Consider the following 13258-nt stretch of genomic DNA (forward strand, 5'->3'; position numbering starts at 1 on the left):
GAGCCCGGCTTGTCGCGTTGTCGCGCCGGCGCTCGGAGGCGTCCACCTTGATCGTTCTTTGCGTGGCCGCCTAGGGCCTGTCTGACAATTCGCGTCGTCGCCCGGAGGGCGGCCTCGCGGCGTCAGGTGCGTGCTCTCGGCGTGCCGGGCGTAGGGCCTCGTACTGGATGTACTTGGCTCTGCGCCCGGTGCGGCGAGAGTGCGTGCATGGCGTCGCGAGGCAGGCGGGAATTGTCAGACAGGCCCTAGGCTCCCATGCCCATGGACATGGGGGAGCGGGACCGCGGCCGCGGGCCGTGGCGCGACCGGTCGGCCAGGCGTCGCGGGTGCGTGGCCCTGCTGGCCGGCGCGGCTGTGGTGGCGGCTCTGGGTGCGCTGCTGGTCGTCGTGCCGGGCGTGGTGGTCGACCACGACCTCGCCGGGGCGAGCGTCGCCGCGCAGGACCGGCTGAAGGCCGTGAACGACGTCCGCACGACACTCCTCCAGGCCGTGGGCGGGATGGTCGTACTGTTCGGCGCGTATGCCACCTGGCGGCAACTGCGCGTCAGCCAGGACAGTTTGCGCGCCACCCAGGAGGGCCACGTCACCGACCGGTTCAGCACGGCCGTCGACCAGCTCGGCAGCGACAAGCTGGAGACACGTATCGGCGGCCTCCACGCGCTGTGGCGCATCGCGGAGCACTCCGCCCGCGACCGCGAGGCCGTCATCTCCATGCAGGCCGCCTATCTGCGTACGCATCTGCCCTGGCCGCCCCCCGGACCGGAAGCTCCGGCCGCCGACGTGCCCATCAACGACGTCGTGCCGCTGGAGGTCCGTTCCGCCGACGCCCAGGTGGCGCTGACCGGACTCGGCGTGCTGCTGCTGCAACCCCGGGAGCAGTCCTGGGTCAACCTCAGCGTCACTGACCTGCGCCGCGCCGACTGCGACGGGCTGTGGCTGCCCGAGGTCAACCTCGACCGGTCCTGCATGGAAGGCGCGGGCCTCTACCACGCCAACCTGACGCAGGCCTCCCTCGTCTCGGTCAACCTGCGCCACGCCGACCTCAAGACGGCGATACTGCGCCGGGCCCGCTGCGTGCTGGCCGACCTGCGGGGCGCCCGGCTGGTCCAGGCCGACCTGCGCGACGCGGACTTCAGTGAGGCCGACCTGCGCGAGGCGAACCTGCGCAAGGCCGACGCGGGCGGCGCCGTCCTGCGCCGGGCCGACCTGCGCCTGGCCGACCTGCGCGGCACCGACCTCGGCACGGCCGACCTGCGTCAGACACGTATGACCGGCGCGCTGGCCAGCGAACACACGCGCTGGCCGGTCGGATTCGACCACGCGGCCGCCGGCGTCGTCGTCACCGAGGACCCCGGCCCCGAACCGTCACCGCTGCTCCAGCCGCCAGGGATGACGACGCGACACCCACCCTTGCGGTCCATGCCGTGACTCGATGTCTCCGTGCCCCCGTGGCGCCGTGGACTCGTTGAGTAGCCTGCCGAAATGACATCTTCCAACGCCGCAGACGACGCCCGGGTCGGCGGGGCGCAGGTGCGCGAGAGCGTCGCCCACTGCGTCACGACCCTCTCCGATGTTCCTTCGGCCCACTGGTCCGCCCTCTCCGGCGGCCTGGAGTGGACCCGCTGGGAGACCCTGGAACACCTCGCGGACGACTTGCTCACGTATGCGCTGCGCTTCGGGCTCGCGCATCCCATGGCGATCCCGCGCGTGCCCCTGCGCATCTCCAGCGACCGCCCCGGCGGGCCGGGCAACGTGATCTTCGGGGACCGGTCGGCGGGGCCCGAGGGGCTGCTGAGCGTGGTTCAGGCGTGCGGCGGGCTACTCGCCACCGCCGTGGACAACGCCGACCCCACGGCACTGGCCCCACATGTTTTCGGTGCGTCGGATCCGGAGGGGTTCGCGGCCATGGGCGTGGTCGAGACCCTCGTCCACACGTATGACATCGTCGAAGGCCTTCCGTACGACGGTGTGCCACCGGAGGACTTGAGCCGACGGGCCCTCGCGCGGCTGTTCCCCGACGTGGCCGTCACGGACAGCGCTTCGTCCACCCTGCTCTGGGCGACCGGACGCATCGAGCTGCCCGGACGGCCCCGCCGTACGAACTGGCGCTGGTACGGGGAGCCGTCCAAGCCCCGGTGATCTCCCTCCCCCGGAGCGGGCATGCCGGCGTGCTCAACCGGCCGAGGGCCTCAGGCGAACGGGCAGGGTCTGGTGGCCATTGCTGATCAGGGAGGCGAGTGGCTTCAACTCCTCGATGGGCACGGCGAGTTCCATCCCCGGGAACCGGTCGAAGAGCATCCGGAGGGCGGTGGCGACCTCTAGGCGGGCGAGCGGCGCCCCGAGGCAGAAGTGGATGCCGTGGCCGAAGGCGAGGTGGTCCTTCGGTACGCGGGTGAGGTCGAAGGTGTCCGCGGTCTCGCCATGCCAGTCGGGGTGCCGGTTGGCGGCGGCATAGGAGGCGAGGATCGCTTCGCCCTTGGCGATGACCTGCCCGCCGGGCAGGCTGATGTCGCTGAGGGCGAAGCGCAGGGGCAGGTGCTTGACGGCCGGCTCGTGGCGCAACGTCTCCTCGACGGCATCGCCCCAGGTGGCCCGGCCGGCCCGGATGTGGTCGAGCTGGCCGGGGTGGGCGAGCAGGTGGGCGACGGCCTGGTCGATGACGTTGACGGTCGTCTCGTATCCGGCACTGATCATGAGCAGCAGGGTGTCGCGCAGCTCGGGGTCGGACAGGCGGCCTCCGTCGCCCTCCTCGTCGCGCGCGGTGATGAGCAGGGACGTCATGTCGTCGCCGGGCTCCGCGCGCTTGGCGGCGATGAGCTGGTCGAGCGCCTCGTAGAGCCGACCGGTGTTCGCGGTGGACTGCTCGGCGGTCAGCGTGGTGTCGAAGACGCCGTCGACGAGAGCGCGGAAGGCGTTCCGCCGGCCGACGGGGACGCCCATGAGGTGGCCGATGACGGAGATCGGCAGCGGGTAGGCGAGGTGCTCGCGCAGGTCGACGGGCTCACCCGACGGGAGGGCGTCGAGGTCGTCGAGGAGGCCGGCGACGATCGCCTCGACGACGTGTTCCAGGGCGGTGACGCGGCGGGCGCTGAAGGCGGGCGCGACGAGGCGGCGCAGTCGGCGGTGGTCGGCCCCGTAGGCGGTGAACATGTTCTCGACCGCGACCCACAGGGCGAGCGGCCAGCTCTGGACGACCTCTTCGAAGTCCGGCCAGTGGGCGCGGGCGTCCTTGGAGACGCTCTCGCCGGTCAGCAGCTTCTTGAGGAGCGCGGGGTCGGTGACGGACCAGGCGGTCACACCGAGGATGTCCACGCGTACGGCGGGTCCGTGAGCGCGCAGCCGTCGGTGTTCGCCGTGCCGATCGGTACCGGTGGGGTCGAGGATGACGGGAGCGGTGGGCGGGGTCGTCACGGTGAGAGATCCCTTCAGGCGGACATGGCGGAGGTGGTGGGGGGTGAGGGGGCTGTGCGGGGGCTCGCGCTCCGGGGCGGGCGGGTACGGCGCTTGCGGTGCGGGAGACGTCGCGCGGGCTGAGGAGGAGCCGACCGGGAGTCGGTCGGGGTCAGACTCTTCGGACGGTCCGACGTGTGGGGTTCGGGGCCGCTCCGCGTGCCGCACGGCCGCGCGTCAGGAGTGCGTCGCTGCCCGGCTGAGGCTGCCCCGTCACGTCGCTGGTGCCGTCGTCACCCTGCCCGGCCCGGACCGTCGGCATCCGTACGGCAACGGCAACGGGATGGGCGGCAATGGGGTGGACGGCAATCGACCGGCGGTGGCCATGATGAGCGCTCCTCGTCTGCGGTCGTCGCGCCCGACACCGGGCTTCTGCCGGCCCCTTCGGGGCGTTGCCGCACGGTGAACTCTCCCGTGACGCGGCCGCTTCGCGCGACGGCGCGATCCGGCCAATCTGTTGGGCCCCACGTCGCCGGCGGCGCCCGGGCGGAACGCGATCCGCGTCCCCCGCCCCCCATCGGTAGCGGTGTCCCGGGCCTGGTGAGGGCCCGCGTCATTCGATCGTGGGGATTGAAAGGTCATTCCCCTGCGGCTCGGGCTGTCGGCCGGAACAGTCTGCACCGCACGCTGTGATTGATCTTGGAGGCGCCATGTCAGTGTTCCGTCGTCGACTCTCCGTCCTGTCCGCTCTGTCCGCCCTTGCCCTGGCGTCGGGGGCCATCGGCTCCGCTTCCTCCGCGTCGGCGGCCGTCGAGCCTCCGGTCGTGGTCAACGCCGGGTACCCGAGTCAGCCGGGCCAGGTCTCACGGGCCACCTGCCCCGAGGGCACGCAGCTTGTGGGCGGCGGCTACCGAGTCTTTCCGGTGAGGAACGGTCTCGGTGAGGTGGTCGACTTCATCGCGGCCAACGCGCCCTCGGTCACGGTTGCGAACGCCTGGGAGGTCCGCGGACTGTTCGGCCGTGCCGGGGCCTTCGCCATGTGCTCGACGTCCTCGACAAAGGCGCCGACCGTGGTGGCTTCGTCATGGACCGGGAAGGACGCGACGGCCAAGGCCACTTGCCCGGAGGGGACGCGGCTGACCGGGGGCGGCTACGACTCCCGCCCGGCCGTCAACGGAACGAACAACAACATGGACGAGATCGTCATCAACGCCCCCGCCGGTCAGACCCCCAACACATGGATGGCACGCATGGACAAGGGCGAGGCACGCGCCATCGCCATGTGCGCCAAGTAGCGGCTCCCGTCCTGGTGCCAGCGATGGGCCGGAGATTGGAGTAGACCAATGATGTGAATCGTCGGGGAGGGCTCCCGAGACGGCGCCCTCCCGCACGCCCTCCAGCCTGCGGTGATGCCGTTCAGCCCGTGGCTGCGGTCAGGGCGAAGGGCGCGGAACACCCTTGGCGGGGGCCAGTCGAGCATGGTATAGACATATGAAACAACCGCATTTCGCATTCCCTCTCGGTCCGACCCGGCCGACAGGCGGTGTACCGCCGGAAGGTCTGTCCTGGTGCATGCCCTCGATCACCCTCACCTCGTCGTGAGAGCGCGACGCGCCCTGAGCGCGTCCCGGCTGCTCCACCCGGGCGCGGCGCTGCGACTGCGGCGCGCGGGCATCGCGAGGGTGCACGTCACCGGCCGCCTGGCCCGCGTGGCCCTGCGCGGCGAGATCACCGGCCGCGAGGCCGATGAGCTCGCCGCTGAGCTGCGCCGCCTCGTGCGCAACGGCTCCCGTGACCTCATCGTGGACCTGTCCGAGGTCACGTACCTGGCGCGGGAGAGCGCGGGCGTCTTCTTCGGCACGCTGAGGGCCCTCAAGGAAGTGGAGGGCTCCATGGCGCTCCGAGGAGCCTGCCCGCGATCCGCTGCCACGCTGCACTGCCTGGGCCTTGGCAGGCTCACCGAGGTGTGCGGCACCGCGCGGTAGCGCGGTCACACGTATCCCGCGCGGCGTCGCCGCAGGTGTGGGCGCGTCGGGCTACTTCCGTCCGCAGCCGGGGCGAGTTCGCCGGCCCGCCGCCAGAACGGCCCCGACGGCCAGAGCCGCCGCACCCGCACGCCGCACCGCGGTACGCCTGCGCCCGTGCCATCCGCCGACCACCGCCGCCGGTTCGGGCAGCGGCCGCAGTACGTTGCCGGAGGTCGGTTCGGCGGGCTGCTTCCGGGAGAGGTGGGAGCGGTCCATCTGGTGCGCCAGCAGCCGCTCCACGAGGCGGGGCGCCAGTTTCGCCTGGATGCCGAGCAACCGGCTCGCCGGACCGACGTAGGCCTCCCGCCGGGGCCTACGGGTCAGCCGGAGCACCGTGCGTGCCGCTCGCTCGGCCGTGTACACGGGCGCCATGGGCAGCACCTTGCGGCCCGAGTAGTTGGCGGCGTTCCCGAAGAACGGCGTGTCCATGGTCGCGGGCAGCACGGTGCACACGTGGATGCCGGGCCGGCCCGCCAGCCGCAGTTCCTGGCGGAGGCTGCCGCTCAGCGCGCGAACCGCCGCCTTCGAGATGACGTAGGGGATGTTGTACGGCACGACGGCCCCCCCGACCACCGAGGACACGTTGATCAGGGTGCCGCCGCCCTGTTCGCGCATCACGCGGAGCGCGGCGCGCGCACCGTGCGCGTAGCCCATGACATCGACGTCGAGCACCCGCCGGAAGACCTCCGGCGGGATCTCGTCGAGCGACCCGAAGGCGGCCACCGACGCGTTGTTCAGCCATACGTCGATCCGTCCGAACGCAGTGACCGCCCGGCGGGCGAGATGGTCGACGGCCTGGGCGTCCGTCACGTCCGTGGGCACCACGAGCGCCCGCGCGCCACGGTGCTTCCGGCACACCTCGGCGACCTCCTCGAGCTCGGCGGCCCGCCGCGCGGCGAGCACCACCGACCACCCCCGGGACGCGAACCGCTGTGCGCAGGCCCGCCCGACGCCGCTCGACGCCCCGGTGATCACCACGACCTTGCCCTGTTCCGCCACGAGCCCGGCTCCTTCCGTGCCGCAGTTCCGCGTCACCGACGCCGCCGCGTACCGGAGCGGCGCACACCTACACGTGAGGCCGTCGCGAGCCCCGTCGGCAGTCGATCGTGGTTTCGTACGCGGCGCATCCGGGAGCGGCAACCGGACGAAGCCGGCGGCCGCCGGGCCGGGCCGCCACCGCTCGGACTGCGTACGCTCGACTCCGTGCCCCGCCATCCGAAGAAGCCCCGCCGTCTGGTCGCCGACGGGCGCGAGTACCTGTGGACGCTCCGTCACAGCCACCGCGCGGCGGACGGCGGGCGGTCCGCGGCCTGCCGCCAGACCCTCACCCTGCGCCCGCAGCCGGCCGGTACCGGTGGCCCCCTGCGCATCGTCTTCGACGAGGGTCCGGGGCGGTACGTCCCCGGCGGGTTTCCGCTGGGCTCCGGCGACGTGGGATACGTACACGGCGGCTCTCTGAACCTGCACGAGCCGGGCGCCGTCCGGGCCCTGCTCGACGCGGCGTCGGCCCGCGGGTGGCAGCCGGGGGAGCGGCGAGCGGTGGAGGTCGACGGCTGGGCCCTGCTGGAGGCGGCGGTCGCCGCCCGAGCCGGGGAGGACGGCCCTCCGGGCGCGTAGGGTGTGATCTTCGGACCGGTCCGCCGCGTCGGCCCGTGCTTGACCGTGCTTGTCGAAAGGCAGTTCAATGACGCCCTCCGCCGCTCCCACCGTCCGTCGCGTGGACGCCCGGCATCGGTACGAGATCCTCGTCGGCGACACGTCGGCCGGATTCACCGCCTACCGTGACCGCGGCGACCGCCGGGTCTTCCACCACACCGAGATCGGCGACGATTTCGCCGGTCAGGGCCTTGCCTCCCTCCTGGTGCGGGAGGCGCTGAACGACGTACGCGCGTCGGGCAGGCGCATCGTGCCGGTCTGCCCCTACGTGGCGAAGTTCCTCACGAAGCACGACGAGTTCGACGACATCACCGACCCGGTGACCCCGGAGGTGCTCGCCTGGCTGGAGGGCGAGCTGTCGCACTCCACCCGGCAGGCACGCTGACCGGCACCGTCCGTGGGCGCGGGAGAGGGTGTGGAAGCGGATTTCATGAGGGGCGGCCCGGTGGCCGGAGGCGAGCGGGGAGCCGAGGACCTCGCGGGACGGGACGAGCGGCTCGCGGGACGGGACGAGCAGCTCGCCGCCATCGACGCGGCCCTTGCCGGTATCACCGCCGCCGGGACGTCCGTCCTCCTGCGGGGCGACCCCGGCATGGGGAAGACCGCGCTCCTGAAGGTCGCCGAGACCAAGGCACGCGACGCCGGACTGCGTGTCCTGCGGATGACCGGCGCCGAAGCGGAGGCAGGGCTGCCGTTCGCCGCCCTGCACCAGGTGCTCTGGCCACTGCTCGACGACACCCAGGCCCTCCCGGTGGAACAACGCGACGCCCTGGAGAGCGCCTTGGGCGTACGCGAGGGCATGCCGCCCGAAGGGTTCACCGTGGCGGGGGCCGCGCTCACCCTCCTCGCCCACGCCGCCGCCCGGCGCCCCGTCGTCGTACTCCTGGACGACCTCCAGTGGGCCGATCCGTCCAGCGTCGCCGTGTTCGGGTACCTGCGGCGGCACCTGGCGCCGCTGCCCGTCGTCCTCGTCGGCGCCACCCGGCACGCGGGGCACCCGAGCGGTGACACCCACACCCCGGAGGAGAACGGGGACGCCGAGAGCCTGCCGGGCCGCGTCATCGACCTGGAGCCACTGGACGAGCGGCAGGCGAAACGGCTGCTGCGCACGCTCCACCCGTGGCTGCCCGACACCACGCACCGGCGCGTGCTGCGCGCGGCCGGCGGCAACCCGCTCGCCCTGCGTGAACTGCCCGCGCAGATAAGGAGAGTGGCCCCCGACCACCCCGCGCTCCTCGCGGCCCCCGCCACGGCCGACGGCACCGAAGCCTTCGACGAACTCCCGCTCGGCACCCGCCTCGGCAGCCTGTACGAGGACGGCCTGCGCGCCCTGCCGGACAGCACCCGCCGCATGCTGCTGGTCGCGGCCGTCGGCGGTTCCTTCGCCCAGCGTGTCAGCGCCCTGCGGGACATGGCGCGGGACGGTGTGACGACGCCCTGGACGGAGATCCACCGGCGGATCGACGCGTCCGGGCTCGCGCGCGTCGACCTGATGCGGGACCTCGTGCTCTTCCACCACCCGCTGGTGCGAGCCTGTCTGGTGCACATCGCCTCACCCGCGGAACGCCGCGCGGCGCACCGCCTGCTCGCGCGGGCCCTGCCCGCCGCGAGCCCGCAGCGGATCACGCACCTGGCTGCCGCCACCGTCGGCACCGACGCCCGCCTCGCGGAACTCCTCCACGCGCGGGCCGACGGCATGGCCGCGCAGGGCGGCGATGCCGAGGCCGCCGGCATGATGGCGCGCGCGGCGGGTCTCAGTCCCGACCCGGCGACCAGGGCGGCGCGCCTGGTCGCCGCATCGGGCATGGCCGCCCGCGGCGGCCGGCTGCGCCTGGCGGTGGAACTCCTCGCCGGAGCCGAGGCCGAGGCCCGCCCGGAGAAGCCCGAACCCGCGGCCCCCTATGCCTTCGCGCTCGCCTACACCCGGCTCCAGCTCGACGGCGACCCCACCCCCGCGCTCGAACTGCTGCCCGGCGCCCTGGAACTGCCGGCGTCACCGGAGGACAGGGAGCACCGCGCCGGACTGCTCGAACCGATGCTCTTCATGCTCATCGTCGTGGCCGTGCACACAGGGGACGAGCGGGCGTGGGCCGCCGTCGACCGGCATGCCGGGGACGCCACGGAGCCGGCGGCCCTGTGCCGGCGCGCCTGGGCCGGACCGTGTCCCGACCAAGGCGCTGCCGGGGCCCGTGCGGGAGCCGCACCGACGGTCGACCCCGACGACGTGCCGCAGCGGCTGCGCGAAGCCGTCGCGGCCCTGCCGGCCGATCGCGAGACGCCCGCCGCCTGGCTGCTGCTGTGGGCGGCCGCCGCGATCGACGCCGTCGGTGAACACACCGCGCTGGCCAGCCCTTTCGTACGGCATCACGCGTTCGCCACCCAGGCTTTCATCGAGAGTCTCCGCGCCCACGACGACTTCCTGCACGGCCGCTGGGATGCCTCCCTGGCCACCGCCCGCGAGGGCGCGAAGACGTCCGCCGCCCACGGCTACGCGTTCAACGAGATGCTCTTCCTGCACAACGCAGGGCAGGTCCTCGCCGCCCGCGGTGACGGCGAGGCGCTCGCCGCGCTGGAGCCCGTCCTCGGGCAGGCAGCGCGGGAGCGGAACATGCTCCGTGTCGCCGAGCGGCTGCACGGCCTTCGAGCGCTGTGTGCCCTCGGGCACGGCCGGGCCGAGGACGCGTGGGACCACGCGCGCTCCCTCACCGCGCCCGGCGTGATCCCGCCGCGCAGCGCGTGGTTCCACCTCTCCCTCGTCGACTGGATCCAGGCCGCCGTCGACAGCGGGCACCGGCCGGACGCCCTGCGTCACCTGCGGGCGGTCAGGGCCGCGGGCACCGCCCGCGCATCGGCACACCACGCCTTCCTCGTGGCCGTCGCCGAAGCCCTCGCAGGCGAGGACGGCGCGGACCAGCCGTTCGAGGCGGTGTACGCCTTTCCCGGCGCGGAGCGGTGGCCCTTCCCCCTCGCCCGGGCCCGCCTGGCCCACGGCGCGCGGCTGCGGCGCCGGGGCCTGTACGGACCTGCGGCCACCCGCTGCCGCGCCGCACTCGACACGTTCACCCGCCTCGGCACCGCGCCCTGGGCCGCACAGGCGGCCCGCGAACTCGACGCCATGCGGGCCGAGTCCGAGCCGCCGGACGAGACACCCCCGAGCCACCCGCTGCTCTCCGCGCAGGAGTCGCGCATCGCCGACCTCGCCGCCCAAGGGCTGACCAACCGCCAGATCGGCGAGCGGCTCGGCCTGTCACCCCGCACGATTGGCGCGCACCTCTACAAGCTCTTCCCGAAGCTGGGCATCACGACCCGCGCCGGCATCGCCCGCGCCCTGGAGGAGACCCGGGCCGACGGGGCCCAGGGCGGGTTTCGGGGCGCGTCTCAGCCGTCCGGCAGCGCCCTGGCCAGCGCGGCCCGCGAGGAGATCCCCAGCTTGGGGAAGATCCGGTAGAGGTGCGCGCCCACCGTGCGCGGGGAGACGTGCAGCGCGGCGCCGACCTCCTTGTTGGTCAGTCCGGTGGCCACGAGACGGGCGATGCGCAGTTCCTGCGGGGTGAGCGCCGCAGCGCCCGCAGCCTCCGGCGGCAGGGCCAACGGCCCCTCGGCCGCCCGCAGTCCGGCCTCGCACTGCTCCACCCACGGGGAGGCGTCCAGCGCGCGGAAGGTGCGGCGGGCGGCCCGTAGCGCCTCCCTCGCCTCGACGCCCCGCCCCTGGCCACGCAGCCAGGAGCCGTGCGCAAGGCGAAGCCGCGCCAGGTCGAACACCCACTGGCAGGACCCCGGTATGGCGTAGGCCGCCGCATAGGCCGCGTCGGCCTCACCGTTGTCGGCCGCCACCGCCGTCGCCGCGGCGAGCAGGAAGGCGTGGTGCGCGGAGACGCCGTCCATCCGCGCCGCCCTGCCCGCGGCCACATGCGCCCGCGCCGCCGCCCGGCGGCCGGTGCGCACAGCCGCCACGACGAGGTCGAAGAAGGGCAGGTGGAACCAGGACAGGCCGCGCGGCAGCTCACCCGGCGCCATCAGGCCGCGCAGCCTCACGTACGCCTCCTCGTACCGGCCGTGGGCGCCGAGGGCGAGCGCTTCGAGACGGTCCAGGTGGTCCGTCACGAACCGCATCCGGGCCTTGGCCGCGGCGGGCTCGATCCGCTCCCGCACCTCGCGCAGCCCGTCCAGGTCACCGCGGCCCGCCAGGAAGTGGGCGAAGTAGTGGCGGAACAGCAGGGCGTTGCAGTGATAGCCCGCCTCCTCCGCCAGGTCGGCCGCCGCCGGGCAGTCCTCGGCGGCCTCCCAGTCGCCCCGCAGGAAGGCCTGGTGGCAGCGCGCCTTGGCGACGGAACCCTGCGTGGCGTACGCGTGTTCGCCGCCGAGGAGCCGCCACAGCCCGGCGTCCGCCGCGTCCACGGCAGCCGCCGTCCACAGCACCAGCCAGGCGGCGCCCGCCTCCCTGCCGGCCGTCATGCGCGCCGTCAGCGCGCGCAGCTCCGCCTCGGCCCCGTGTGCCGTACGCGGCGGATCAGCCCAGGCGCGGTGACACAGCCGGGCGGCGGGGGAGACGTGCGCCGTGTACCGCTCCAGGGCCTGCCAGCCGCGGGCGTCGCCCGTGTACGACGCGGCCAGCAGCAGCTTGAAGAACATCTGTTCGACGAGGTCGCCGTGGTCAGGGGCGCCGGGAGCGGTCAGCGCGGCCAGGGCGCCGGGCAGCAGTTCGATGGACGACGCGAAGTCGACGTGGTGGCTCTGGTCGACGTACACGACCGCGTAGGCGAACAGCGGCGCGACGTCGTCGGGCACCTGCCCCTGCCGCAGCTCCCGCACCAGCTTCGCCGCGTACGCGAGGCGTCCGCCCCGGGCCGACATCACGGCCGCCCAGGTCAGCCGCCGCGCGCGAGCGTCGGGGCCGGAGCCGAGGGCCGCCGCCTTTTCGAGCAGCAGGGCGCCCTCCGCGTCACCGCCGCGCAGCGCGATGCGGGCCCCCGCCTCCTGAAGGCGCGCGGCGAGGGGCTCGTCGGGCTCCTCGGCGGCGGACGCCTCGTGCAGCAGGCGGCGCGGGTCGTCCGCACGCAGCCGCCCCGCCAACGTCCGGTGCGCGTCCCGCCGTTCGGCCCGCTCGGAGGAGGCGATCACCGCGCTGCGCACCAGCGGATGGCGGAAGACCAGCCGTCCCGTGCCGTCCAGCCGGGCGAGGCCACTCGCCTCGACCCGGTCCAGGAGCTGTTCCGTATGCCCCTGTCCGGGCTCGCGGATGGTGCCGCTGCCGGCGGCGTCGGCACCGTCGAGGGCCGTGAGGAGCAACAGCCTTCGCGCGTCCGCGGGGAGCGCGCACAGCCGCCGCGCGAAGAGCGTCTCGAGCCGCCGGCCCAGCGGCAGCCGCTCGGGCAGTGGCAGGACGCCCCGGCGATGCCCGTACGCCAGCTGCCCTGGCAGCTCGGCCAGGGCCAGGGGGTTGCCCGCTGCCTCGGCCATCACCCGCTCCGTGGTCGAGGCCGCGAGGCCCGGGTGCCAGTGCCGCAGCAGGGCGCGGGAGTCCGCCTCGGAGAGCACCCCGACGTCGACCGCCGTCGCGGGCCAGCCCTCCGGGGCCGAGCCGTCGGCCCGGCTCGCACACACCATGACCACCCGCAGATCGACGATCCGCTGGTGCAGGAAGACGAAGACGGCGACGCTGGAGGAGTCCACCCAGTGCAGGTCGTCCACGAGGATCAGCACCGGCCCGCGGCGCGCCGCCTCGGCGAGGAGGGCCAGCACCGCCGCGCCGACCATGAAGCCGCTCGGGGGGAGTCCCTCCCGCAGGCCGAGGACCCGTTCGAGCGCGGCCAGTTGGGGCCGGGGCAACGCGCGGGCGTTCTCCCACAGGGGCCGCAGCACCTGGTGCAGCGCCCCGAAGGCGATGCCGACCTCCGGCTCGTGTCCCGCGGCCCGCAGGACGGTGAAGCCGTCACTGTCGGCGCGCACGGCCGTCCAGTCCAGCAACGCGCTCTTCCCGATGCCGGGGTCGCCCCGCAGCACGGTCGCCGAGCCGCCCGTGCCGGTGCGGGCGCTCTCCAGGGCCCGCTCCAGCAGCGCGCGTTCGCGCCACCGGCCCACGAGCGGCGTTCCGTCGCCCGCGTCCGTCATGGCCACCCCCCTGTCGACAGGCCGCCATCTGCGCGGCACCTGTCACACGGTGCCACTGTCGCCTTGCCTGTGCG

Annotated in this window: 10 protein-coding genes; 7 read left to right on the plus strand and 3 right to left on the minus strand. The window is 74.0% G+C overall.

Annotation, left to right across the window (positions count from 1 at the left end):
• Positions 1-336: 336 nt before the first annotated feature.
• Together ACF062_RS17500 and ACF062_RS17505 are read left to right on the plus strand one after the other, a co-directional pair.
• Complete coding sequence (locus ACF062_RS17500; protein WP_392140222.1) at positions 337-1428, plus strand: pentapeptide repeat-containing protein; 1092 nt, start codon at positions 337-339, stop codon at positions 1426-1428.
• Between the two features lie 54 nt (positions 1429-1482).
• Positions 1483-2139, plus strand: coding sequence for a maleylpyruvate isomerase N-terminal domain-containing protein (locus ACF062_RS17505; protein WP_392139025.1), 657 nt, complete (start codon positions 1483-1485; stop codon positions 2137-2139).
• A 33-nt stretch (positions 2140-2172) separates the two neighbouring features.
• Here ACF062_RS17505 and ACF062_RS17510 read toward each other — a convergent pair whose 3' ends face one another.
• Positions 2173-3411, minus strand: a complete 1239-nt coding sequence (locus ACF062_RS17510) for a cytochrome P450 (protein ID WP_392139026.1) — start codon at positions 3409-3411, stop codon at positions 2173-2175.
• 689 nt (positions 3412-4100) lie between these two features.
• On the opposite strand from ACF062_RS17510, the gene ACF062_RS17515 reads away from it, so the two are divergent.
• The gene (locus tag ACF062_RS17515; protein ID WP_392139028.1) at positions 4101-4685 is read left to right on the plus strand and encodes a hypothetical protein; all 585 of its coding nucleotides are present in this window, start codon (positions 4101-4103) and stop codon (positions 4683-4685) included.
• Between the two features lie 303 nt (positions 4686-4988).
• The gene (locus ACF062_RS17520; RefSeq protein WP_356579587.1) at positions 4989-5375 is read left to right on the plus strand and encodes an STAS domain-containing protein; all 387 of its coding nucleotides are present in this window, start codon (positions 4989-4991) and stop codon (positions 5373-5375) included.
• A gap of 51 nt (positions 5376-5426) precedes the next feature.
• On the opposite strand, the gene ACF062_RS17525 is transcribed toward ACF062_RS17520, so the two are convergent.
• Positions 5427-6416 carry an SDR family oxidoreductase gene (locus ACF062_RS17525; RefSeq protein ID WP_392139030.1) on the minus strand — a complete coding sequence of 330 codons (990 nt, stop codon included), beginning with the start codon at positions 6414-6416 and terminating at the stop codon, positions 5427-5429.
• 204 nt (positions 6417-6620) lie between these two features.
• Between ACF062_RS17525 and ACF062_RS17530 the strand changes: the two genes are divergently transcribed.
• The 3 genes from ACF062_RS17530 to ACF062_RS17540 all read left to right on the plus strand — a co-directional run bounded on the left by ACF062_RS17530 (position 6621) and on the right by ACF062_RS17540 (position 10521).
• Complete coding sequence (locus ACF062_RS17530; RefSeq protein WP_392139032.1) at positions 6621-7034, plus strand: hypothetical protein; 414 nt, start codon at positions 6621-6623, stop codon at positions 7032-7034.
• A gap of 67 nt (positions 7035-7101) precedes the next feature.
• Positions 7102-7458, plus strand: a complete 357-nt coding sequence (locus ACF062_RS17535) for a GNAT family N-acetyltransferase (protein ID WP_392139034.1) — start codon at positions 7102-7104, stop codon at positions 7456-7458.
• 45 nt (positions 7459-7503) lie between these two features.
• Positions 7504-10521: a helix-turn-helix transcriptional regulator gene (locus ACF062_RS17540; protein WP_392139036.1), complete on the plus strand. Its 3018-nt coding sequence runs from the start codon at positions 7504-7506 to the stop codon at positions 10519-10521.
• Here ACF062_RS17540 and ACF062_RS17545 read toward each other — a convergent pair.
• On the minus strand, positions 10452-13184 hold the full coding sequence (locus ACF062_RS17545) for an AAA family ATPase (protein ID WP_392139037.1): 2733 nt from the start codon (positions 13182-13184) through the stop codon (positions 10452-10454). The genes ACF062_RS17540 and ACF062_RS17545 overlap by 70 nt on opposite strands.
• Between the last annotated feature and the right edge of the window lie 74 nt (positions 13185-13258).

It is taken from the genome of Streptomyces sp. NPDC015345 (assembly GCF_043078805.1).
Lineage (GTDB): Bacteria > Actinomycetota > Actinomycetes > Streptomycetales > Streptomycetaceae > Streptomyces.

Bases quoted from the DNA above. Each gene is read 5' to 3' on its own strand.
- ACF062_RS17515 (WP_392139028.1), top strand. From the start codon at position 4,101: ATGTCAGTGTTCCGTCGTCGACTCTCCGTCCTGTCCGCTCTGTCCGCC.
- ACF062_RS17545 (WP_392139037.1), bottom strand. From the start codon at position 13,184: ATGACGGACGCGGGCGACGGAACGCCGCTCGTGGGCCGGTGGCGCGAA.
- ACF062_RS17540 (WP_392139036.1), top strand. From the start codon at position 7,504: ATGAGGGGCGGCCCGGTGGCCGGAGGCGAGCGGGGAGCCGAGGACCTC.
- ACF062_RS17505 (WP_392139025.1), top strand. From the start codon at position 1,483: ATGACATCTTCCAACGCCGCAGACGACGCCCGGGTCGGCGGGGCGCAG.
- ACF062_RS17535 (WP_392139034.1), top strand. From the start codon at position 7,102: ATGACGCCCTCCGCCGCTCCCACCGTCCGTCGCGTGGACGCCCGGCAT.